18 protein-coding genes and 1 pseudogene are annotated in these 22,731 nt (G+C 71.3%); 11 read left to right on the plus strand and 8 right to left on the minus strand.

Features of this window, described 5'->3' with window-relative positions; translation table 11 throughout:
- Window positions 1–63 precede the first annotated feature (63 nt).
- Together ACFVST_RS20170 and ACFVST_RS20175 are read left to right on the plus strand one after the other, a co-directional pair.
- A complete protein-coding gene (locus ACFVST_RS20170) occupies window positions 64–3,129 on the plus strand; it encodes a sacsin N-terminal ATP-binding-like domain-containing protein (RefSeq protein WP_390153588.1) in 3,066 nt (1,021 codons plus the stop codon).
- Between the two features lie 221 nt (window positions 3,130–3,350).
- Window positions 3,351–4,211 carry a DUF5707 domain-containing protein gene (locus ACFVST_RS20175; protein WP_390153591.1) on the plus strand — a complete coding sequence of 287 codons (861 nt, stop codon included), beginning with the start codon at window positions 3,351–3,353 and terminating at the stop codon, window positions 4,209–4,211.
- A gap of 40 nt (window positions 4,212–4,251) precedes the next feature.
- Here the strand turns inward: ACFVST_RS20175 and ACFVST_RS20180 are convergent, their stop codons facing one another.
- Window positions 4,252–6,684, minus strand: coding sequence for an HAD-IC family P-type ATPase (locus tag ACFVST_RS20180; protein WP_390153594.1), 2,433 nt, complete (start codon window positions 6,682–6,684; stop codon window positions 4,252–4,254).
- A gap of 118 nt (window positions 6,685–6,802) precedes the next feature.
- Window positions 6,803–7,087 carry a DUF2530 domain-containing protein gene (locus ACFVST_RS20185; protein ID WP_390153597.1) on the minus strand — a complete coding sequence of 95 codons (285 nt, stop codon included), beginning with the start codon at window positions 7,085–7,087 and terminating at the stop codon, window positions 6,803–6,805.
- A gap of 250 nt (window positions 7,088–7,337) precedes the next feature.
- Here ACFVST_RS20185 and ACFVST_RS20190 point away from each other — a divergent pair, with 250 nt between their 5' ends.
- A complete protein-coding gene (locus tag ACFVST_RS20190; protein ID WP_390153600.1) occupies window positions 7,338–8,780 on the plus strand; it encodes an NCS2 family permease in 1,443 nt (480 codons plus the stop codon).
- A 27-nt stretch (window positions 8,781–8,807) separates the two neighbouring features.
- Here the strand turns inward: ACFVST_RS20190 and ACFVST_RS20195 are convergent, their stop codons facing one another.
- Window positions 8,808–8,993 carry a CopG family antitoxin gene (locus ACFVST_RS20195; RefSeq protein ID WP_390153603.1) on the minus strand — a complete coding sequence of 62 codons (186 nt, stop codon included), beginning with the start codon at window positions 8,991–8,993 and terminating at the stop codon, window positions 8,808–8,810.
- A 174-nt stretch (window positions 8,994–9,167) separates the two neighbouring features.
- On the opposite strand from ACFVST_RS20195, the gene ACFVST_RS20200 reads away from it, so the two are divergent.
- Window positions 9,168–9,605, plus strand: a complete 438-nt coding sequence (locus tag ACFVST_RS20200; protein WP_390153606.1) for a MarR family winged helix-turn-helix transcriptional regulator — start codon at window positions 9,168–9,170, stop codon at window positions 9,603–9,605.
- A gap of 75 nt (window positions 9,606–9,680) precedes the next feature.
- Window positions 9,681–11,033, plus strand: coding sequence for an MFS transporter (locus ACFVST_RS20205; RefSeq protein WP_390153609.1), 1,353 nt, complete (start codon window positions 9,681–9,683; stop codon window positions 11,031–11,033).
- Window positions 11,034–11,091: 58 nt separating this feature from the next.
- Here ACFVST_RS20205 and ACFVST_RS20210 read toward each other — a convergent pair whose 3' ends face one another.
- Window positions 11,092–11,751 (minus strand): TetR/AcrR family transcriptional regulator, encoded by a 660-nt coding sequence (locus tag ACFVST_RS20210; protein WP_390153612.1) that lies wholly within the window; start codon window positions 11,749–11,751, stop codon window positions 11,092–11,094.
- 100 nt (window positions 11,752–11,851) lie between these two features.
- Between ACFVST_RS20210 and ACFVST_RS20215 the strand changes: the two genes are divergently transcribed.
- Entirely contained in the window at window positions 11,852–12,640 is a 789-nt protein-coding gene (locus ACFVST_RS20215; protein WP_390153615.1) for an SDR family oxidoreductase, read from the plus strand.
- Window positions 12,641–12,867: 227 nt separating this feature from the next.
- Here ACFVST_RS20215 and ACFVST_RS20220 read toward each other — a convergent pair whose 3' ends face one another.
- Window positions 12,868–13,323: a VOC family protein gene (locus ACFVST_RS20220; RefSeq protein ID WP_390153736.1), complete on the minus strand. Its 456-nt coding sequence runs from the start codon at window positions 13,321–13,323 to the stop codon at window positions 12,868–12,870.
- A gap of 147 nt (window positions 13,324–13,470) precedes the next feature.
- Between ACFVST_RS20220 and thpR the strand changes: the two genes are divergently transcribed.
- From thpR to ACFVST_RS20245, 5 genes and pseudogenes are all read left to right on the plus strand, one after another.
- A complete protein-coding gene (gene thpR, locus ACFVST_RS20225; protein WP_390153618.1) occupies window positions 13,471–14,040 on the plus strand; it encodes an RNA 2',3'-cyclic phosphodiesterase in 570 nt (189 codons plus the stop codon).
- Between the two features lie 185 nt (window positions 14,041–14,225).
- Complete coding sequence (locus ACFVST_RS20230; RefSeq protein WP_390153621.1) at window positions 14,226–18,824, plus strand: DUF6531 domain-containing protein; 4,599 nt, start codon at window positions 14,226–14,228, stop codon at window positions 18,822–18,824.
- A 27-nt stretch (window positions 18,825–18,851) separates the two neighbouring features.
- Window positions 18,852–19,052, plus strand: a pseudogene (locus ACFVST_RS20235) (RHS repeat-associated core domain-containing protein); the annotation flags it as partial.
- Window positions 19,026–19,496 (plus strand): putative adhesin, encoded by a 471-nt coding sequence (locus ACFVST_RS20240; RefSeq protein WP_390153738.1) that lies wholly within the window; start codon window positions 19,026–19,028, stop codon window positions 19,494–19,496. The pseudogene ACFVST_RS20235 and the gene ACFVST_RS20240, both read left to right, overlap by 27 nt.
- Window positions 19,497–19,528: 32 nt before the next feature.
- On the plus strand, window positions 19,529–19,942 hold the full coding sequence (locus ACFVST_RS20245; protein WP_390153625.1) for a hypothetical protein: 414 nt from the start codon (window positions 19,529–19,531) through the stop codon (window positions 19,940–19,942).
- A 535-nt stretch (window positions 19,943–20,477) separates the two neighbouring features.
- On the opposite strand, the gene ACFVST_RS20250 is transcribed toward ACFVST_RS20245, so the two are convergent.
- The 3 genes from ACFVST_RS20250 to ACFVST_RS20260 all read right to left on the minus strand — a co-directional run bounded on the left by ACFVST_RS20250 (window position 20,478) and on the right by ACFVST_RS20260 (window position 22,694).
- Window positions 20,478–21,467, minus strand: a complete 990-nt coding sequence (locus ACFVST_RS20250; protein ID WP_390153628.1) for an aldo/keto reductase — start codon at window positions 21,465–21,467, stop codon at window positions 20,478–20,480.
- Window positions 21,468–21,557: 90 nt separating this feature from the next.
- Window positions 21,558–21,806 carry a hypothetical protein gene (locus ACFVST_RS20255; protein ID WP_390153631.1) on the minus strand — a complete coding sequence of 83 codons (249 nt, stop codon included), beginning with the start codon at window positions 21,804–21,806 and terminating at the stop codon, window positions 21,558–21,560.
- Between the two features lie 198 nt (window positions 21,807–22,004).
- On the minus strand, window positions 22,005–22,694 hold the full coding sequence (locus ACFVST_RS20260; protein WP_390153740.1) for a GDSL-type esterase/lipase family protein: 690 nt from the start codon (window positions 22,692–22,694) through the stop codon (window positions 22,005–22,007).
- Window positions 22,695–22,731 lie beyond the last annotated feature (37 nt).

Here is a 22,731-nt window from a genome sequence, read left to right on the forward strand (position 1 = left end):
TCGCGGGGTGTCCCCGTGCTCTCCCGGTACGCTCTGCGGGCTGTCCGTTGGAAGGAGTGTGCTGTGAGCCGGCCCGAGGGGGCGGATGCCTTTGGTACCGCCCGGTTGACCCGTCGTGTGCTGGACGCCTGGACCGCGTCCCCTGCTCGTTTCCGTGAGGACGCGAACGCTGAGGAGGACTTCGCGGTCGGGGGGTACCGGGACCGGCTGGTGGTGGAGCTGGCGCAGAACGCGGCGGACGCGGCCGCGCGGGCGGGGGTGCCGGGGCGGTTGCGGTTGACTTTGCGGGACGGGGTGCTGGCCGCGGCGAACACGGGGGCGCCGCTGGACGCGGCGGGGGTGGAGTCGCTGTCCACGTTGCGGGCCTCGGCGAAGCGGGACGTGGCGGCGGTGGGGCGGTTCGGGGTGGGGTTCGCCGCGGTGCTGGCGGTGAGTGATGAACCGGCGGTGGTCGGGCGCGGTGGCGGGGTGCGCTGGTCGCTGGCGGAGGCGCGGGAGTTGGCGGCGGGGACCGGGGCGCTGGCGGAGGAGTTGCGTCGCCGGGAGGGGCATGTGCCGTTGCTGCGGCTGCCGTTGGCGGCGGAGGGGACGGCGCCGGAGGGGTACGACACGGTGGTGATCCTGCCGTTGCGGGATGCGGCGGCGACGGATCTGGTGGAGCGGTTGCTGGCGGGGATCGACGCGGCGCTGCTGCTGACCTTGCCGGGGCTGGCCGAGGTCGTGGTGGAGGGGGAGGCGGGTACGCGGACGCTGCGGCGGCGTGTCGAGGGGCCGTACACCGTGGTGGAGGACTCGCGGGACGGGGACAGCCGGTGGCGGACGGTGGTGCGGGGCGGTGAGGTGGACGCGGGGCTGCTGGCGGACCGGCCGGTGGAGGAGCGGCTGCGGCCCCGCTGGTCGGTGACCTGGGCGGTGCCGGTGGACGGGGAGGGTGCCCCGGTGCGGCCGGTGACGGAGGCGGTGGTGCACGCGCCGACGCCGAGTGATGAGCCGCTGGGTGTGCCGGCGCTGCTGATCGCTTCGTTCCCCTTGGACACCGCGCGCCGGCATGTGGCGCCGGGTGCTTTGACCGATTTCGTGGTGGCGCGGGCCGCGGAGGCCTATGCGGAGTTGCTGGGGGAGTGGCGGCCGGTGGGGGCCGGGCTGATCGATCTGGTGCCGGGGCCGCTGGGGAAGGGCGAGTTGGACGGGGCGCTGCGGGCGGCGGTGCTGGAGCTGCTGCCGCGTACCGCTTTTCTGCCGCGGGCGGTGGAGGGGGAGGAGTTCTCGGGGCCGCTGCGGCCACGGGAGGCGGAGGTCGTGGAGGGTGCGGGGGCGGAGACGGTGCGGGTGCTGGCGGAGGTGCTGCCGTGCCTGCTGCCGGCGGGACTTGAGCGCCGGGTGGAGTTGCGCACGCTCGGGGTGGCGCGGGTGCCGTTGACGGAGGCGGTCGACCGGCTGGCGGGGATCGAGCGGGAGCCGGACTGGTGGCGGCGGCTGTACGACTCGCTGGCGGGGGTGGACCCGGACCGGCTCTCGGGGCTGCCGGTGCCGTTGGCGGACGGGCGGACCACGATCGGGCCGCGGCAGGTGCTGGTGGGTGCGGCGGGTGCCGGTGAGCGGCTGGCGTTGCTGGCGCGGCTGGGGTTGAAGGTGGCGCATCCGGCGGCTTCGCATCCGCTGCTGGAGAAGCTGGGGGCGCTGCCCGCTTCGCCGCGAGCGGTGCTGACCACGCCGCAGGTGCGGGCGGCGGTGGCGGCCTCGCTGGACGACGAGGTGTGGGACGAAGAGGCGCTGTCCGCCGAGGAGTTGGCGGAGGTGGTGCTGACGCTGGTGGCGGAGGCGGGTCTGGAGCCTGGGGACGAGCCGTGGCTGGGCGCGTTGGCGTTGACCGACGAGGAGGGGGAGTTGACGGCGGCGGGTGAGCTGGTGGTACCGGGGAGCGCCTTCGCCGGGGTGATGCGGCCGGACGAACTTCTGTGTGTCGACGGGGAGTTGGCGGAGCGCTGGGGGGAGCGGGTACTGGCGGGGTGCGGGGCGCTGGCCTCGTTCGCGCTGGTGCGGGCCGGGGATGTGGTGCTGGACCCGGACGAACTGGAGCCGCGGGAGGGCGACTTCGCGGAACCGGACGACGCGGGGCTGCTGGACGCGGTCGACGTGTGGTGCGAGGACGTACTGGACCGGTTGCCGGAGTCCGTGGTGCCGCCGGTGGCGACGGAGATCGTGGCGGTGCGGGATCTGGAGCTGGTGGACGAGGAGCGGTGGCCGCAGGCGCTGGCGCTGCTGTCGCGGCCGCCGCTGCGGGACGCGCTGACGCAGCGGGTGCGGGTGCTGCTGCCGGACGGGACCAGCGAGTCGGTCCGCCCGTACACGGCGTGGTGGCTGCGGGGGCATCCGGTGCTCGGCGGGCGGCGTCCGGCGGGGCTGCGGGCCGAGGGTGGTGATCCGCTGCTGGTCGGCCTGTACGAGGGGGCGGACGCGGCGGGCTTTGACGATGAGCAGGTGCTGCGGGCGCTGGGGGTGCGGACCTCGGTGGCGGCGCTGCTGGACGAGCCGGGCGGCGCGGCGGAGCTGCTGGACCGGCTGGCCGACCCGGAGCGTCCGGTGTCCGCGGGCCAACTCCACGGGCTGTACGGGGCGTTGGCGGAGCTGGAGCCGGAGGGGGTGACGCTGCCGGAGGAGTTGCGCGCGGTGGTCGACGGCGAGGTGCGGGTGGTGGACGCGGGCCGCGCGGTGGTCGCGGACGCGCCGGATCTGCTGCCACTGGCGGGCGGCCTGCCGCTGCTGCCGGTGGACCCGCGGCGCGCCGCCGAGCTGGCCGAGCTGCTCCAGGTACGGCGGCTGAGCGAGGCGGTGACCACGGGCGTCGCCGGGGAGGGCGTACCGCATCCGGTGCCGGAGGCGGTGCGGGCGCTGCTGGGTCCGGCGGCTCCGGAGTCGTACCGGGAGTATGAGGAGTTGCTGGTGGGCGGGGTCGAGGTGGACTGGCACCGGGCGGCGGACGGGGTGCTGCACGCGGCGACGCTGGAGGGGGTGGCGGCGGGTCTCGCCTGGGCGGCGGGGCAGTGGCCGCGGCGGTTCGAGGTGGCGGCGCTGCTGGAGGACCCGTCGCGGACGGGGGAGCTGGCGCGGGACCGCTGGTTCGACTGACGGTTGGTGGGGGCGGGGGCGTCGACTGGCGGTCATGGACGGGTGGTTGGCCGGCTCCCGGTTGACGGCTCTGGAAACGCGGTCACAGTTTTTTCACAACTGGTACAACCCGGAAGTGGGTTGGGACGTCTGCTTCTGCGAGTCAACAGACTCCTCGCTCACTCGGGCCCCGCGTGACGGCATCAGCACCGCGGAGCCCTCTCCACAACTGGGGAAAAGATATGCGTATTCGTGCCACGATGGCCGCCGCGACCGTGTCCGGCGCCCTGGCTCTCACCGCATTCGTTGTCCCGGCCGCGCAGGCCGACCAGGCGCCCGGCTTCCACAAGCCCGAGGCCGCCGACCGTTTCCACACCGCGCCGCAGAAGGCCCGTACCGCGCTCGCCGCGGACGAGCCCACCATCGGCAAGGTGACCATCAACGGCGGCTCCGACATCGCGGTCGGCACCACCAACAAGAAGAACTTCACCGTCTCCGTGACCGCCTCGCACCCCGAGGGCATCGCCGACGCCTATGTGGACTTCTGGCACGGCACCAACGTCGAGAGCGACATCGACGGCCTGTTCTTCTCGAACGAGGAGGAGGCCACCTGCACCGCCACCTCGGCCACCACCTCCACCTGCAAGCTGACCTTCACCGTCGACCCGCAGGTCGACCTGTACAAGAACGCCCTGGCCGGCACCTGGCACGTCACTGTCGGCGCGCTCGCCGGTGACGGCACCAGCGTGTACTGGAACGACTTCCACACCACGGCCCGGGTGCAGCGTTACTCCAAGCTCACCGTCAACGCCTCGCCGGAGCCGGTGAAGAAGGGCAAGACGGTCACCGTGGTGGGCAAGCTGAGCCGCGCCAACTGGGAGGACCACAAGTACCACGGCTACACCGGGCAGCCGGTGAAGCTCCAGTTCCGTAAGAAGACCTCCACCACCTACAGCACCCTCAAGACCATCAAGTCCAACAGCACCGGCAATCTGAAGACCACCTCCACGGCCACCACCTCGGGCTACTGGCGGTACTACTTCACCGGCACCTCCACCACCCCGGCGGTGAAGGCGGCCGGTGACTACGTCGCCGTGAAGTAGGTCTGACCGAACGCGGGCCGGGGCTGCGAGCAGCCCCGGCTCAGGCGGGGAAGCGGCGGCCGACCAGTTTCCAGAGGAACTCCAGGGCGACCGCCGCGACCGCCGCCACCGCCACCGCGGTCCACGGCATCACGGTGCCGACCAGCCGCAGCGCGAAGAAGTGCTGGAGCGACGGCACCACCAGCACCAGCAGGAACGCCGCCCCCATCGCCACCACCAGGCAGATCCGCCACCAGGTGTAGGGCCGGGCGATGATCGCCAGGATCCACAGCGAGATCAGGAACAGCGTCAGGGTGGCCGCACTGGTCTCCGCGCCCAGCGACCCGGCCCCCGTGTAGTGGTGCCGCGCGATCAGATACACCGCGAAGGTGGCGAGCCCGGCGACGACCCCGCCGGGGATCGCGTACCGCATGACGCGGCGGACGAAGTGCGGGCGGGCGCGCTCCTTGTTGGGGGCGAGGGCGAGGAAGAACGCGGGCACGCCGATGGTGAGCGTGGACAGCAGCGTGAGATGCCGCGGCAGGAACGGATACTCGACCTGGGTGACGGCCACCAGGATCGCCAGCAGCACCGAGTAGACCGTCTTCACCAGGAAGAGCGTGGCGACGCGGGTGATGTTGCCGATGACGCGGCGGCCCTCGGCGACCACCGACGGCAGGGTGGCGAAGCTGTTGTCGAGCAGCACGATCTGCGCCACGGCCCGGGTGGCCTCCGAGCCCGACCCCATGGCGACCCCGATGTCGGCGTCCTTCAGCGCCAGTACGTCGTTGACGCCGTCCCCGGTCATGGCGACGGTGTGGCCGCGGGACTGGAGGGCGCCCACCATGTCCCGCTTCTGCTGCGGGGTGACCCGGCCGAAGACGGTGTGCTCGTCCAGGGCGGTGGCCATCTCCTTCTGGTCGGTGGGCAGGGTGCGGGCGTCCACGGTCTGCCCGGCGGGCATCCCCAGCTTCCCGGCGACGGCGCCGACCGAGACCGCGTTGTCCCCGGAGATCACCTTGGCGGCGACCTCCTGCTCGGCGAAGTACCCGAGGGTGGCGGCGGCGTCCGGCCGCAGCCGCTGCTCCAGTACGACCAGGGCGGCCGGGCTCGCGTCCGACGCCACCTCCGGGTCGTCCAGCGGGCGCCGGGCGCGGGCCAGCAGCAGCACCCGCAGGCCCTGCTCGTTCAGCCCGGCCAGGTCCGCCGGCTCCGGGCCGGACGCCGGCAGCAGGACGTCGGGGGCGCCGAGCAGCCAGGTCGTCCCGGAGCCGGGGCCGGTCTCGCCGCGGGCCGCGCCGGCGGGGGCCTCGCTGAAGGTGGCGCCGGCGTACTTGCGGGCGGAGGAGAACGGCAGGGACTCGGTGCAGTGCCAGTCCGCGGTGTCCGGGTAGGTCTCGATGATCGCCTGGAGGCTGGCGTTGGGCCGCGGGTCGGCGGCGCCGAGCGCGCCCAGCACGGTGTGCAGCAGCGTCTCGTCGGTGCCGTTCAGGGGGCGCAATTCGGCCACGTCCATGCCGCCCTCGGTGAGGGTGCCGGTCTTGTCCAGGCAGACGGTGTCGACCCGGGCCAGGCCCTCGATCGCGGGCAGCTCCTGCACCAGGCACTGCCTGCGCCCCAGCCGGATCACCCCGACCGCGAACGCCACCGAGGTCAGCAGCACCAGCCCCTCCGGCACCATGGGCACGATGCCGCCGACGGTACGGGCGATGGACCCGGCCAGATCGTTGTGCTTGCCGACGAGCTGGCTGAGGATCAGCCCGATCGCCGTCGGCACCATCATCCAGGTGACGTACTTGAGGATGGTGGAGATGCCGGTGCGCAGCTCGGACTGGACGAGGGTGAACCGGGAGGCCTCTTCGGCGAGTTGGGCGGCGTAGGCCTCGCGGCCCACCTTGCGGGCGGTGAAGGCGCCGCCGCCCGCGGTCACGAAACTGCCGGACATCAGGGGGTCGCCGGGCTGCTTGACGACCGGGTCGGCCTCGCCGGTGAGCAGCGACTCGTCGATCTCCAGACCGTCCGCCTCGGCGCACTCGCCGTCCACCACGATCTTGTCGCCGGGGCCGATCTCGATCACGTCGCCCAGCACGATCTCGCTGGTCGGCAGGGAGACGGGGGCGTCGTCGCGGCGGACCACCGGCCGGGACTCGCCGATCACCGCGAGGCTGTCCAGGGTCCGCTTGGCGCGCAGCTCCTGGATGATGCCGATGCCGGTGTTGGCGATGATCACAAAGCCGAAGAGGCCGTCCTGGATGGGAGCGACGGCCAGCATGATCACCCACAGGATGCCGATGATGGCGTTGAAGCGGGTGAAGACATTGGCGCGGACGATATCGGCCGTGGACCGGCTGGAGCGCAGCGGTACGTCATTGACCTCACCGCGTGCCACCCGCTCGGCGACCTCGGCGGCGGTGAGTCCGCGGGCCCGCTCGCCGCCGGGTATCGGGGCCGGATGCACGGGGTCCAACTCGGCGCCCGCGTCGATACGTGTCATGGGATCGACCGTACGGCGCGCGCCGACCGTTCACCGCTTGAGCCCCCCCTTTTTCCGCGACGGGGCCGTGACGGTTTCCGCGGCAGGAGGGACCGCCGGGGCTGTCGCGGCCCGTGGTTCAGGTCTCCTCGTGGCTGTCGTCGCTCCGCTCGGCCCGTTTGATGGCGGCGTCGCGGCGGCGTACGTACCAGATGCCGATGAGGCCGAGGCCGCCGCCGGCCAGGCAGGTCCACACCCACCAGGCGTGCCCGCGGTCGTCGAACCAGTCGTAGAAGGGCAGTTGGACCAGGAAGAGGACGAACCAGAGGAAGGTGCCGCCGGTGATGGTGGGGACGACGGGGCCCTCCAGTGGCTCCGGGGCCTCGTGCCGGTAGCCGCCCGCGGGGGCGCCAGGGTGAGTCATGGGGCCAGCTTACGAGCCGGGGCGCGGGGCCGGGAGGAGAGGTGCGTACGCGGGGAGAGGCCTGTGACCAGCGGGGTCTACGCGCGGAGATAGCGATCTTCCCGTTGGATGTTCATACTCGAACGGCTTGAGGTTGGCTGAATTACTTCGTCGGAAGCCACGAAGAACCCCCGAAGGACCCCCAAAGAACCCCCCGGGGGACCAGCAGCCCGCCCGCTCGTTCCCCGAGTCCCTTCCCCCGAGGTAACGCATGTCCACGCCGGTCGCCGACAAGGCCGACAACCCGCCGCCGAGCGCCCCCGACTCGGCGCTCGACCGCTATTTCCGGATCAGCGAACGCGGCTCGTCCCTGCCCCGCGAGATCCGCGGCGGTTTCGCCACCTTCTTCGCCATGGCCTACATCATCGTGCTGAACCCGATCATCCTCGGCAGCGCGAAGGACATGCACGGCCACCACCTGGACAACGGCCAGCTCGTCACCGCCACCGTCGTCACCGCCGCCTTCACCACTCTGCTGATGGGCGTCGTCGGCAACGTCCCGATCGCGCTGGCCGCCGGGCTCGGCGTCAACACCGTGGTCGCGCTCCAGCTCGCGCCCAGGATGACCTGGCCGGACGCGATGGGCATGGTGGTGCTCGCCGGCATCGTGGTGATGCTGCTGGTCGCCACCGGGCTGCGGGAGCGGGTGATGAACGCGGTGCCGTTCTCGCTGCGCAAGGGCATCGCCATCGGCATCGGCCTCTTCATCATGCTGATCGGCCTGGTCGACTCCGGTTTCGTCTCCCGCGTCCCGGACGCCGCGCAGACCACCGTGCCGCTCCAACTCGGCCTCCACGGGCACCTCGACGGCTGGCCGGTGCTGGTGTTCGTCCTCGGGGTGCTGCTGACGCTGGGGCTGCTGGTGCGCAAGGTGCCCGGCGCCATCCTCATCAGCATCGTGGTGATGACGGTGACCTCGGTGGTCATCGACGCGGTGGCCAAGGTGCCGTCCTGGGGCCTGACCGTCCCCAAGTGGCCCGGAAACCCGGTCACCACACCGGACTTCGGCCTGGTCGGCAAGGTCAGCCTGTTCGGCGGCTTCGAGAAGGTGGGCGTCCTCACCGGGGTGCTCTTCGTCTTCACCGTGCTGCTGTCGTCGTTCTTCGACGCCATGGGCACCATCATGGGCATCAGCGACGAGGCCCATCTCACCGACGAGAACGGTCAGATGCCCGGGATCAGCAAGGTCCTCTTCGTGGACGGCATCGCCGTCGCGTCCGGCGGGTTCACCTCCTCCTCCGGCACCACCTGCTTCGTGGAGTCCACCGCCGGAGTCGGCGAGGGCGCCCGGACCGGCTTCGCCAACCTGGTCACCGGCGCGCTCTTCGCGGTCGCGCTGTTCCTGACGCCGCTCGCCACCATGGTGCCCTCGCAGGCCGCCACCCCGGCGCTGGTCGCGGTCGGCTTCCTGATCCTGTCCGGCTCCATCCGGCAGATCGACTGGGGCGACTGGACCGTCGCCATGCCGGCGTTCCTCACCATGGTGATGATGCCGTTCACCTACTCCATCACCAACGGGATCGGCATCGGCTTCCTCAGCTTCACCGCGCTGCGCATCGTGGCCGGCCGCGCCCGCGAGGTGCCGGTGGCGATGTACGTGGTGTCGGCGGTCTTCGCCTTCTACTACCTGATGCCGGCCCTCGGCCTCACCTGACGGCGGCCCCGGAGGCGGGGCGCGGGATCAGCCCACGTTCCCGTAGAAACGTTCCGTCTCCTGGACGGCTGCGCTGAAGCGTTCGTCGAAGTCGGCACGGATGAGCGTCCGGACCACGAAGTCCTGGACGCTCATTCCTCTTTTCGCGGCGTGCTGCTTGATCCGCTCCAGCAGTTCGTCGTCAATCCGCAGGCTGAGCACGTTGGTCCCCATGCCCACGAGGGTCGCGGGCGGGCGCCGCGCTGTCTCTCACTTTCCGTGCTTTATCCACTCTTTCGGGTGAGGACGGAGGGCGTCGGGGTTGCCGTGAGCGGTGTGACGGGCATCGCGTCCGGGGCGGCCCGCGGCATTGGTCTTTAGTCAAGGTAATGAGTTACTCTAAAGAACATGCCGGATCTCACCCATGGCGACGACGCAGCCGCCGTGAACTCACTGCGCTCCGCGATCATGCGGTTGTCCCGTCGGCTCAAGCACCAGCGGGTCGACGAGTCGCTGAGCCCCACCGAGATGTCGGTGCTCGGCACCCTCGCCCGCTGCGGCTCCGCCACCCCGGGCGAGCTGGCGCGCAGAGAGCATGTGCAGCCGCCGTCGATGACCCGCATCGTGGCCCTCCTCGAAGCCAAGGGACTGGTCCGGCTCGATCCACACCCCGAGGACCGCCGCCAGAAGGTCGTCACCCAGACCGAACAGGCCGAGGCCATGCTGGAGGAGAGCCGCCGGCGCCGTAACGCCTGGCTGGCCGGCCTGGCCGAGGGCCTCGACGACGACGAGTGGGCCAAGCTCAGAGCCGCGGCCCCGGTACTGGAGAAGCTCGTCCACCTGTGAGCGCGCGGCACCCCCTGCACGGGTAGCAGCCGCCCGCCGCCGACCAAGACCACCACCGCCGAGGAGGCGAAGCACTTGAGTACGGGATCCGGAGCACACTCCGCCCCCGCTCCCCACGACAAGGCCGACATCGCGGGCGCCCCGGCACAGCGGGGAGGGATGTTCGCCTCGCTGCGCATCCGCAACTACCGGCTCTTCGCCACCGGCGCCGTGGTGTCCAACACCGGCACCTGGATGGCGCGCATCACCCAGGACTGGCTGGTCCTCAGCCTGACCGGCTCGTCCGCCGCGGTCGGTGTCACCACCGCCATGCAGTTCCTGCCGATGCTGCTCTTCGGCCTGTACGGCGGCGTCATCGCGGACCGCTTCGCCAAGCGCACCCTGCTCTTCTGCACCCAGTCCGCGATGGCCATGGGCGGACTGGCGCTCGCCGCGCTCACCCTCAGCGGCCATGTCCAGGTGTGGCACGTCTATCTCGTCGCGTTCTGGACCGGCCTGGTCACCGTCGTGGACAACCCGACCCGGCAGTCCTTCGTCTCCGAGATGGTCGGCCCCCGCCAGGTCCGCAACGCGGTCAGCCTCAACTCGGCCAACTTCCAGTCCGCGCGCCTCATCGGCCCCGCCGTCGCCAGTGTCCTCACCGCCGCCGTCGGCCCCGGCTGGGCCTTCCTCGTCAACGGCCTCTCCTTCCTCGCCCCGCTCACCGGCCTGGCCCTGATGCGCACCCGCGAGCTGTACGAGAACCCGCGGACCCCGCGCGGCAAGGGCCAGTTGAGACAGGGCCTGAACTACGTCTCCAAGCACCCCGAGCTGATCTGGCCGATCGTCCTCGTCGGCTTCGTCGGCACCTTCGGCTTCAACTTCCCGATCTGGCTCAGCGCCTACGCCAACGAGGTCTTCCACGGCGGAGTCGGCATGTACGGCCTGTTCAACACGCTGATGGCGGTCGGCTCGCTGGCCGGGGCGCTGCTCGCGGCCCGCCGCCGCTCGACCCGGCTGCGGGTCCTGGTCGGCGCCGCGATCGGCTTCGGCGCCCTGGAGATCCTCGCCGCCTGGTCGCCCGACGTGTATGTCTTCGCGCCGCTGATCGTCCTCACCGGCATCCTCGGCCTCACCGTCAACGTCACCGCCAACTCCACCGTGCAGATGGCCTCCGAACCCGAGATGCGGGGCCGGGTGATGAGCCTGTTCATGATGGTCTTCACCGGCGGCACACCGCTGGGCGGCCCCCTCTTCGGCTGGCTCGCCGACGCCTACGGGGTCCGCGTCAGCCTCACGCTCGGCGGCCTGATCTGCGCCGCGGCCGCGCTGGGCGTCGGCCTGATCCTGGCCCGCGCGGCCAACCTCCGCCTCCAGGTCGACCTCCGCCGCGGCCGCCGCCACCTGGCCTTCGTACCGCGGGAGAAGCAACTCGCGGCGGCGGTCTGAGGGGGTCCCCGGCGGTCGGCTCTCGTCGGTCAGCCCTCGCCGGTCGGTTTCTCTTCGGTCATTTGTCGTCGGGCGGGGGCCAGAAGGCGAGGGCGAGTTCGGCGGTGCCGGTGAGTTCCGCGGCGGTGGCGCCGTCGCGGGAGCGCTGGGACATGCCCTGGATCACGGCGGCGAAGTAGGCCGCGAGCCCCTTGGGGTCGGTGCCGGGAGGCAGTCCCTCCACACGCTCGGCGGCGCGCAGTCTGGCCTCGAAAGCGGTCAGGTTGGCGTTGCGCCGCTCCCGTAGGAAGGCCGCCACCTCCTCGTCCCGCTCGGTCACATTGGAGGCGGCGCAGATCACCAGGCAGCCCGCCGGATGGGACGGGTCCGTGTACACCTCGGCCGCCTCCCGCAGGATGCGCAGAAAGGCGCCCCGGGCGGTGGCCTCCTCGGCCAGCGCGACGCCCATGAACGCCCCCGCCGGTGAGCTGCCGTACGCCGTCACCGCCTCCTGGAACAGGGACTTCTTGTCGCCGAAGGTCGCGTAGAGGCTGCCCGGGCGGATACCCATCGCCTCGGTGAGGTCGCCGATCGAGGTGGCCTCGTAGCCGCGCTGCCAGAAGAGGCGGGTGGCGGCGCCCAGGGCGGTGTCCCGGTCGAAGGCCGGCGGCCGGCCGCGGCGGGGCGGCGCCGCCGTGGCCCGCCCGCTGCTGCTGCTCGTTCCACTCATGCCCCTCATTTTAGAGCGTCCACTCAAAAAGTCATGGTACTTTCTTTCTTGAGCGATCACTCAAGAAATGCCCGCCGTCGTATCGACGGACCTGAGAGGACATACGGACATGGCACACACCAAGGCGTCGGCGCTGGAAGGCAAGACCGCGCTGGTCACCGGCGGCAGCCGCGGCATAGGCCGGGCCATCGCGACTCGGCTCGGCCGCGACGGCGCGCTCGTCGCCGTCGCCTACGGGCGCGAGAAGGAGGCGGCGGAGGACGTCGTCGCCGGAATCCGCGCGGACGGCGGGCGGGCCTTCCCGGTACACGCGCCGCTCGGCGAGCACGGCGACGCCGCCCGGCTCTGGTCCGCCTTCGACGAGGCGGGCGCCGGACACCTCGGCGAGGGGGACGGCGGGGCGGTGGACATCATCGTCAACAACGCGGGTATCGGCACCAGTTCGGACCTGCGGGGGCTCACCGAGGACGAGTTCGACCGGATCTTCGCGGTGAACGTCCGGGCCCCGTTCCTCATCGTCCAGCAGGCGCTGGACCGGCTGCGGGACGGCGGTCGCGTCATCAACATCTCCAGCGGGGTGACCCGGATCGCCCTGCCGGAGATCATCGCCTACAGCTCCACCAAGGGCGCCCTCGACACCTTCACCCTCACCCTGGCCAAGGAACTCGGCCCCCGCGGCATCACCGTCAACGCGGTCGCCCCCGGCTACACCGACACCGACAACACGGCCTGGCTGCACGAGGACCCGCGGGCCGCCGCCGAGGCCGCGGCCGCCTCCGCCTTCGGCCGCGTCGGCCGCCCCGAGGACGTGGCCGACGTCGTCGCCTTCCTCGCCTCCGAGGACGCCCGCTGGATCACCGGCCGCACCCTCGACGCGACGGGCGGCGCCTGCCTGTAGGGGTGCAGGTGCTGTGCGGCGCCGCTAGGCCGTGTCCGGAAAGTCCCCCCGTTGCCCGGAGGGCGGCCTCCGGCTCCCCCAGCCTGGCGGCTGGGAGGTGCCCCCATGGTGCGTGCTCTCGGCGTGCCGGCCGAATGTCCTCGTACTGGAGGTACTTGGGCGTTTGGCCGGTGCGGCGAGAGTGCGTGCCAGGCGTCGCGAGGCAGGGGGGACTTTCCGGACACGGCCTAGGCCACGCAGAACTCGTTGCCCTCCGGGTCCCACAGCAGGACGGCGTAGTGCTCCAGGTCCGGCTCGTCGGTGATGTGCAGTACGGTGGCGCCGGCGTCGGTGAGGCGCCGTACCGCGGTGGTGACGCGCTCGGTGCGGACGGGCAGGGGGACGCCGCGTCCGCCGCCCACCTTCAGGTCCAGATGCAGCCGGTTCTTGGCCGTCTTCGCCTCCGGCACCCGCTGGAACCACACCCGCGGCCCCCGACCCGCCGGATCCACGATCGACTCCGGCACCTCCCCTGCCCCCTCCGGCAACTCCGCCTCCGGCACCCCCATGTCCTGCCAGTACGCCCGCCAGGTGGTATGTCCGCCCGGCGGAGGCTCCGGGACGTATCCGAGTGCCTCGGCCCAGAAGCGCACCAGCCGCCGCGGGTCGGCACAGTCGATCACCAATTGCAGCTCCGTCTCCATGCCCGTCTCCGTGCCCATCTCCATGTCACCCTCGCCACCCTCGTCATCCGCCATACCCGGAGACTGCCAGGCGGGTCTGACAACGGACCTGTACCGGTGGGGCGTTGGCGGTGGGGCCTTACGCGCGGGGCGGGGCAGACTGGCGGTATGAGACTGTTCGCGGCCGTGGTCCCGCCCGGTGCCGTACTGGAGGAGCTGGCGGCCGAGGTGCGGCTGCTGCGGGCGCTGCCCGGGGGTGAGCGGATGAGGTGGACAGAGCCGCCCGGCTGGCACCTCACCCTCGCCTTCTACGGGGAGGTCCCCGAGGACGACGTACCCGAACTGTCGGACCGGCTGGCGCGGGCGGCCCGGCGGACCGAAGCCTTCCGGCTGGCGTTGCGGGGCGGCGGCCGATTCGGCGGGGACGTGTTGTGGGCGGGCGCGGGCGGGGACACCCGGACCCTGAAGCTGCTGGCCGGACGGGCCGAGGCGGCCGGGCGCCGTACCGGCCTGGACCTCGGCCCGCACCGCCCCTACCGCCCCCACCTCTCCCTCGCCCGCAACCGCACCCCGCACGATCTGCGCCCGCACACCGAGGCGCTGGCGGACTTCACCGGCACCGAGTGGACCGTGACCGAGCTGGCCCTCATCCGCAGCCGCCTCCCGCACACCGGCACCCCCGGCGAACGCCCCCACTACGCGGAGGTCGCCTCCTGGCCGCTCCACCCGTCCGGTTAACCTCGACCCGTGGACCCGAAGACCCGTAACCGCATCATGGCCGTCGTGCTTGTGCTGATGTTCCTCGTGGTGGCGGTAGCAGCCGCCGTCGGCTGACGGCGGCTGTCCGGACGACCCCTTGCCCATGCGGCGGCCCGCCCCTAGCATCGCTGTGCGCGAGTGCAAATATCGGGGGTGTCGGGGGAATGGCGCTGTGGATGTCCGCGGCGGCACTGTGGGCCGTGCTGCAACTGCTGTTGCTGTCCTGGCCGGTGCGGGTCGTGCGGTGGCCCACCGTGCTGCTGGCGTTCGGGGTCGGCGCGTACGGCTGCGGTGTGGCGTCCGTGCTACTGGAGCTGGTGGTGGCGCGGCAGGTGGCCGGTGCCCGGCACCAGTCGTTGAGCCGGGTGATGGAGGCCGTCTCGTGGACGACGGCTCCGGTGGCCGAGGAACTGATCAAGCTCGCACCGCTGATGGCCGCCGGCTGGGTGCTGCGGCGCCGGATGCAGTGGGGACTCTCGGATTTCGCGGTGCTGGGCGGTGCGACCGGGGCCGGATTCGGGCTGCTGGAAGCGGTGTTGACGTACGCCGGGGCGGGCGGCAGGGCGGTGTCCGTGGCGGATGCCGGTGGCTGGCGAATCCCGGTGAAGCTCATCGGTCAGCCCTATGTCCCCGGCCCGTCGCAGATCCTCGGGCACTGGTTTCCCGCCGCGAGCGGCACCCTGGACTCCGGTCAGGTGGCGCTGCCGTACGAGCTGCATGTGGTGGCGAGTGTGCTGGGCGGGCTTGGAGTGGGGCTGCTGTGGTGCGGGGGCCGTCCGCTGAGCCGGGCGGCGGGGCTGCTGCCGATCGCCGCAGGGGTGGGCGCGCACGGGGTGTACAACTACTCCGCGGTGTTTGCAGAAAGCAATTCGGCCGAGTGGTGGCGGGAGGGGCTGACCCAGCGGTGGGGGCTGTGGATCGTCCTGGGATGTCTGGCGTTCGCCTGGGGATGGGGCGTGCGGCGGCTCCGCGTCGGAGCCGCGCGTGAGCCTGCCGCGCTGATCGCAGCCGAACGCCAGGGCCGCGGTGCCGGCCAAGCCCTGCTGGCGTACGCGTGGCTTCGCCCTCCGGCCACCTGGATCATCGCCCTGGGGTACGCCCACCACCGCAGGGCCCTGTGCTACGCCTCCGCCCACCCCCGCAGCGATCCCCAACGTCTGGAGTTCCTACGGGAGTTGGTGACGGGCCGCGCGGCCCGGATGGATCAGACGGCCACCGAGGACGCCTGGCGCGGCCTGACCCTGCGCCGGCTGTGGGCGCAGGCACGTGCCCGGCGCACCCGCCTGCCCCGGCACGAGAAGGCCCTGCTCCTGCTCACGGCACTCCTGGCCGTCCCGTCCCTGGCCTATCTCGCGGTCGGCTCCTTTCCCGCTGCCCAGGGTGTGCAGGAGTACTTCACCGACGGCACGGGCCTGCGGCTGCTGGTCGGCGCGGCACTGGCGGGTCTGGCTCTTGCCGGGTGGCGGCTGGTGGCCGCCGTGCACGGATACCGGAGTGCGGCGGCGCAGCCGCTGGGCGAGACCGTCGCCGTGCTGCAGTTCCGGATCGCGGTATGCGCCGGTTCGCTGGTGGTGGGGGCGCTGCTGCTGTACCGCTGGGAGGCGATCGCGGGCGGCGCGGACCCGCTGGAGGCCTACCGGATCCTCGGCCGTGACGGCTTCCTCCTGGAGCGACTCCTCCAGGTCGGACTACCCCTGCTGCTGACCGTCGCCCTCTTCGCCATGCCGTACGCGCTGCCCCTGGAACTGCTCATGGGCGGGGGCCTGGCCGAGAGCCTGCTGTGGGCGGCGGCACCCCGCGTGCTGTCCTCCGTCGCGGCCCGGACGGGCGCCGCCCGGCTGGCGGCTCGCGGCGCTATGCCGTGGATCCGCGGTGCCCTCGCGCGTGGCCGTGGCCCCTTCTCCCGGGGCCTGGACCGGATACGCCACGCCCGCACCGACCCGGTCGACCTGGCCACCGGCCGTATGTTCCTGACGCAGGACGACGCCGAACTGCCGGGGGTGCTGCCCCTGGTCTTCTCTCGCCGGGTGGACTCCGGCTACCGGGCGGGGAACTGGTTCGGGCCTGGCTGGGTCTCCACGGTCGACCAGCGACTGGAGTTCGACGAGCAGGGCGTCGTCTTCATCACCGAGGACAGCCTGCTGCTCCCCTATCCGCACCCCGTACCGGGCGGGCCGCCCGTCCAGCCCGCGGAAGGCGGACCGCGCCCGCTGACCCTCGGCACCGACGGCACCTACACCGTCACCGACCCCGGCACCGGCCACACCAGGGCCTTCACCCTCGCCCGCCCCGGCGCCGGCACCGCTCTGCTCCGCTGGATCGCCGACCGTAACGGCAACCGGATCACCCTCGGCCACGGCCCCGACGACGCCCCCTCCGAACTCGTCCACAGCAGCGGACAGCGACTCCTGATCAGCACCCGCGACGGGCGAATCACCGCGCTCACCCACGACGGAACCCGGCTGCGCTCCTACGGTTACGACGCCGTCGGCAATCTCACCGAGATCACCGGGGCTTCCGGACAGCCGCTGCGCTTCGGCTATGACACGGCGGGCCGGATCACCTCTTGGACGGACACCAACAACCGCTCCTACACGTACACCTACGACGACCGGGACCGGGTCGTGGCCGAGGGCGGTGACGGTGGCCACTTCACCTGCCGCCTCGACTACGACGGAGCCCACCCCGACTTTCCCGGCCATCGGATCACCACGCTCACCGCCGGGGACGGCACCGCGACCCGCCATGTGATCGACGGCGGACAGCAGGTGGTCGCCGAGATCGACGCGGACGGCGCGGTGACCCGCACCGCGTATGACCACCAGGGACGCACCGTCGCCGAGACGGACGCGCTCGGGCGGACCACCGGCTACCGGTACGACAGCGCAGGGCGACTGACCTCGGTGATCCGGCCCGACGGCGGTGAGATCTCCATTGAGCGGGACCCGCACGGCAACCCGGTCCGCGTGGCCGAGCCCGGCGGTGCGACCTGGCGGCAGACCTGGGACGCCCGCGGCAACCGGACGTCCGTCACCGATCCCGCCGGGGAGACGACCCGCTACGCCTATGACGACCGCGGTGCTCTGCACTCCGTCACCGACCCACTGGGCGCCACCACTTACCTGCGCTGTGACGCGGCGGGCCTGCCCCTCGCGGTGATCGACCCGCTGGGCGCGACGACCGGTCTCCGACGGGATGCTTCCGGCCGGGTGGTGGCGCAGACGGACCCGCTCGGCGCCGTCACCCGCTACCAGTGGGACCCGGACGGCCGTCTGCTCAGCCGCACCGGACCCGACGGCGCCGTCGAATCCTGGACGTACGACGGCGAGGGCAACTGCACCACCCACACCACCCCGGCCGGCGCCGTGACCCGCTTCGCCTACGGCCACTTCGACCAGCTCACCGGCCGCACCGAACCCGACGGCGCCCACTACGAGTTCAGCCACGACGCGGAACTCCGCCTCACCCGTGTCACCAACCCCGCCGGACTGGCGTGGAGTTACGCCTACGACCCGGTCGGCTGCCTGGCCCAGGAGACCGACTTCGACGGCCGCACCACCCGCTACGAACACGACCCGGCAGGGCGCCTCACCACCTGGACGACCCCACTGGGACACCGGATCCGGTACGAGTACGACGTCCTGGACCGACCCGTCCGGCAGGACGCGGAAGGCACCGTCACGGAGTTCACCTACGACCCGGCCGGAAACCTGGTGCGCGCGGCCGGAGCGGGCACCGAGCTGACCCGGACCCATGACCCCGTGGGACGGCTGCTCACCGAGACGGTCGAGGGGCGCACCCTCGGCCTGACCTACGACCGCGCCGGGCACCTCATCGCCCGGACCACACCCTCCGGAACCGAGTCCACCTACACCTACGACGTGGCGGGCAACCGCACCGCGCTGACCACGGCGGGCCGTACCCTCACCGCCACCCTCGACGGCGCCGGAAGGGAGACGAGGCGGGAGTGGACGGGCACCGGAGTCGCCCTGGACACCGTCCGGGATCCCACTGGCCGCCCGCTCGGGCGGCATCTCACCGGGCCTGGCGGCAGCCCCCTGCTCCAGCGCACGTACACCTGGCGCTCCGACGGCCACCTCACCGCCACCGGCGACCGGCGATACGCGCTGGACCCGATGGGCAGGGTCACCGCCGTCGCCGCCGAGGGCTGGACCGAGTCCTACGCCTACGACCTGAGCGGCAACCAGGCCCACGCCGCCTGGCCCGGCAGCCACCCCGGCGCCGACGCCGCCGGCCCGCGCACCACCACCGGCACCCGCGTCACCTCGGCGGGCGCCGTCCACTACGAGTACGACGCGGCTGGCCGTACGACCATGCGCCGCCGTACCCGACTCTCCCGCACACCGGAGATCTGGCACTACACCTGGGACGAGGAAGACCGGCTCACCGAGGTCGTCACCCCGGACGGCACCCGCTGGTGCTACCGCTACGACCCGTTGGGCCGCCGCACCAGCAAGCAACGCCTGGCCCCCGACGGCCGGACCGTGGCCGAGGAGACCCGCTTCACCTGGCACGAGGCGACCCTCGTGGAACAGACGACGCACTCCACCGACCGATCCGGCGAGCAGACCCTCACCTGGGAACACGACGAAACCGGACTGACTCCACTCACCCAGACCGCACGCCACCGGCCGGCCGCCGACACCCCTCAGTCGGAGATCGACACCCGCTTCTACGCGATCGTCACCGACCTTGTCGGCACACCGACCGAACTCGTGGACGAGACAGGCGAGTTCGTCTAGCAGCAGCGCTCGACCCTCTGGGGCGTCACCACCTGGAACCGCGACGCCACCGCGTACACCCCCCTCCGCTTCCCCGGCCAGTACCACGACCTGGAAACCGGCCATCACTACAACGTCCATCGCCACTACGATCCGGAAACCGCCCACTACCTCACCCCGGACCCCCTGGGCCTCGCACCGTCCCCGAATCCGACCGCCTATGTGCACAACCCGCTCACCTGGACGGACCCGCTGGGGCTGGCGCCCTGCCTGGTCAGGAGCCCGGGGCGGGCCGCGCCGGACTTCGTGGCAGGCGGAGGCCGCGGCGTCATCGACGTACGAAGGATGGGACGTGCCGACAACCAACTCGTCCTCAGCGGCCATGGCGGGATACGCGCCGGTGACGGAAGCGTGCTCAACATCCCGCCCGGAACGAGTCTCCATGCCTACAGCAGGCACGGAGACTCGATCACTGATTCACTTGGAAACAGGATCGAAACAGGAAATCCCTCCGCTCTGGAAATCTATATACCAGGGGAAAAGATTCCAGACTACTCACTGTTCCCAGGGCATGGCTTGAATATCATGGGAGTTCCCCGCAATATCACGGTAGCGAATGAGGTGCGCCTCTCCGAGTTGCTTCGACCCAACATGGGGCCGGTGCACTGGGCCGCGTGCAGATCCGTATTCTGATATAGCTGATATAGGTGAAAGGCTGTCGCGGTATGACCTACTACGAAGATCTGTCGGTCTACGACTATTTTTCGGACTCGATCCCCGAAGGGGTGAGTGCGTTCAATGTCGGCTGGCTGGAGGCGGGTAGGGGATATGTGAAAGGGGGCAGTTCCGAGTCTTTTCTGGAGTGTTTGGAGACGTTGGTCCGAGATTCCGGTGCCATGAGGACGAGGGGCTGGGAGTCGTGTCAGATTCCTCACCCGGAATCGGGGTGTCCGTACCCTGTGACGGTCGGGGTTTCCGGTGGTGAAGTGATTCTGGGGGACGCGGAGATTCGGGTTGTGGCGCAGTCCGGGGACTGGCTCATCGCGCCGAATCTCATCCTTCATTACGTGCGGGAGCACTCCTACTCTCCGCCGGATGTTTTTGTGGAAGCGGTGCTGGCGGGGAGGGTGGCGGGGTGAGTGAAGAGTTTCCCTCCCCGTGGTGGACGGGGAGCGGGAAGTCGAGTGGGTGATGGTCGTCGACGGGGACGGGCCGTGGTTTTTCGGCTGTTGTCGCCCGAGGGGGTGGAGTTCGAGATAGGCGGCGAGAACGTGTTCAAGGTGTTGCGTTCCATACGGGCCGAGTTGGAGCCGAGGGGGGATCAAGCTCTGCTGCAACGGTGCGCGCATCGATGTCAGGCCTTCGGAGTTCTCCGAAGGCACGGCGGATGGATGATCTATGTTCTGCATGGCTGGCGTCCGCCGACGGTGCGCGATCTTGTGCCCACGCTCGGGCCTGCTCCGGCCGGCCGTGTCGGATCGGTGGCGGAACAGGATGCCTACGGGGAGCGCCCATCTCAAGGGCGGAAGGAGTTGGCTCCACTTCGTCAACCCCGTCTGGTGGCTCTACTTCTTCACGGCGTCGTGGGGGCGGCCGAAGTTCTGATCGGGTAACCGCCGCCCCCGGCACCGTGGTTGTGTGCCGGGGGCGGGGTGTGTGGTGGGGTGGGGGCCGTTACCAGGCGAAGGCCTCCGGTGATGGGCCCGGGCCGGGGAAGATTTCGTTGAGGGTGGTGAGGAAGTCCTCGGGGAGGTCGAGGGCGACGGCGTCGACGGCGGAGGTCAGTTGGGCCTCGGTGCGGGGGCCGACGATGGGGCCGGTCACTCCGGGGCGGGTGAGGAGCCAGGCCAGGGCGACCTCGCCGGGTCGCAGTCCGTGTTTGTCGACCGCGTCCTCGTAGGACTGCACCTGGGCGCGTACCGCCGGGTCGTTGAGGGCGTCCGGGGCGCGGCCGCTGGCGCGGCGGCCGTCCTGGGCCTCCTTCTTGAGGACTCCGCCGAGCAGTCCGCCGTGCAGCGGCGACCAGGGGATCACACCGAGGCCGTACTCCTGGGCGGCGGGGATGATCTCCATCTCGGCGCGGCGTTCGGCCAGGTTGTACAGGCACTGCTCGCTGACCAGGCCGAGGCCGCCGCGGCGGGCGGCGGTCTCGTTGGCCTGGGCGATCTTGTAGCCGGGAAAGTTGGAGGAGCCGGCGTAGAGGATCTTGCCCTGCTGGATCAGGACGTCGATGGCCTGCCAGATCTCCTCGAACGGGGTCCGGCGGTCGACGTGGTGGAACTGGTAGATGTCGATGTGGTCCGTCTGGAGCCGCTTGAGGCTGGCGTCGACGGCGCGGCGGATGTTCACCGCGGACAGCTTGTCGTGGTTGGGCCAGGTCTCGCCGTCCGCGCCCATGTTGCCGTACACCTTGGTGGCGAGGACGACCTTGTCGCGGCGTCCGCCGCCCTGGGCGAACCAGGTGCCGAGGATCTCCTCGGTGCGGCCCTTGTTGTCGCCCCAGCCGTACACGTTGGCGGTGTCGAAGTAGTTGATGCCGGCGGCCAGCGCGGTGTCCATGATGCGGTGGCTGGTGGCCTCGTCGGTCTGGGGTCCGAAGTTCATGGTGCCGAGGACGAGTCGGCTGACCTTGAGTCCTGTACGTCCGAGTTGGGTGTACTCCATGGCACCCCAGCCAACTGCCTGGAGCGCGCTCCAGGCAAGGCCATCCGGGCCGTGCCGGGCGGGGGCGGCACCGACGGGGCAGGACGGGCGTCAGGGCTGGCGGCCGAAGAGGCGCAGCGAGTTGCCGGTGCCGTCCGCGCGGCGTTCCTCGCGGCGCAGCCGGCGGAAGTGGCCACGGACCTCCGACACCTCCCGGGTCAGCGGATGCCGCAGGCCCACATAGGCGTGCAGCCGGGCGTGCAGGTTCTTCAGCATGGCGAGGGCGAGTTCCAGGTCGTCGGACAGCGGGGGCACCTGGGCGGCGATGACCTCGGCGGGGTGGCCGCGCAGCAACTCCATGACCAGGAAGACGATTTCGCGGTCGCCGCGGGCGGCGCGGCCGAAGTCGTGCAGGGTGGCGATGTCGGGGTGGGCGAGGCCGCCGGCGAGGCTGGTCCAACTCGCACGGGCCGTCGATCGTCTCCGGCGGTTCCGGGGTTCCCGGCAGTTCGTGGGTCTCCGGTATCTGCGATGCCTCCGGTGCTTGAACGAGCGGGCTCAGTCCGCCGGTTCGTACGGTGCGCCGAGGGACCAGGCCTGGTGGAGGGTGTCGGCGAAGGCGGCGGCGAGGCGGTGTTCGCCGGAGGGGCTGGGGTGGGTGCCGTCGTAGGTGTCGGTGTGGAGGTCGTAGCCGGGGGGCGGGGGTGCGGCGAGGAGGGGGGAGCGGGGCTCGTCGAGGTCGGCGACGGCCTTCTCCAGGAGGGTGTTGAAGCGGGCCACCTCGGCGGCGAAGAACTCGTCGTGCTCGGCACGGGAGTTGGGTATGACGGGCAGCAGCACCATCCGTATCCGCGGGTTGGCGGCGCGTGCCCCGGCGATGAAGCGGCGCATGTTCGCCTCGGTCTCGGTGGCGTCCGTGTGGAAGCCGAGGTCGATCAGGCCGAGGGAGACGAGCAGGATGTCGGCCCGTTCCGCGGCCACCGCCTCGCCGATCAGCGGCGCCATATGCAGCCAGCCCTCGCCCCAGCCCGCCAGATGCCGCCGGGCGCGGGCGGGGAAGGCGGGGTCGCCGTAGGCGTGGGAGACGGGGGTGTCGGTGGACTTGTCGTAGAGGGTGTCGCGGGGGCCGACGATCTGGAAGGGGCCGCCGTGGGTGGCGCACAGGTGCTGCCACATGCGGTAGCGCCAGGTGAGATCGCCGGCGCTGCCGATCGTCATCGAGTCACCGACGAACATGAACCTGAGCATCCGCATCCGCATATCATCCCGGGCCCCGCCGCCGTGC

Origin of the sequence: Streptomyces sp. NPDC058045, from assembly GCF_042885635.1 — a bacterium.
Lineage (GTDB): Bacteria > Actinomycetota > Actinomycetes > Streptomycetales > Streptomycetaceae > Streptomyces.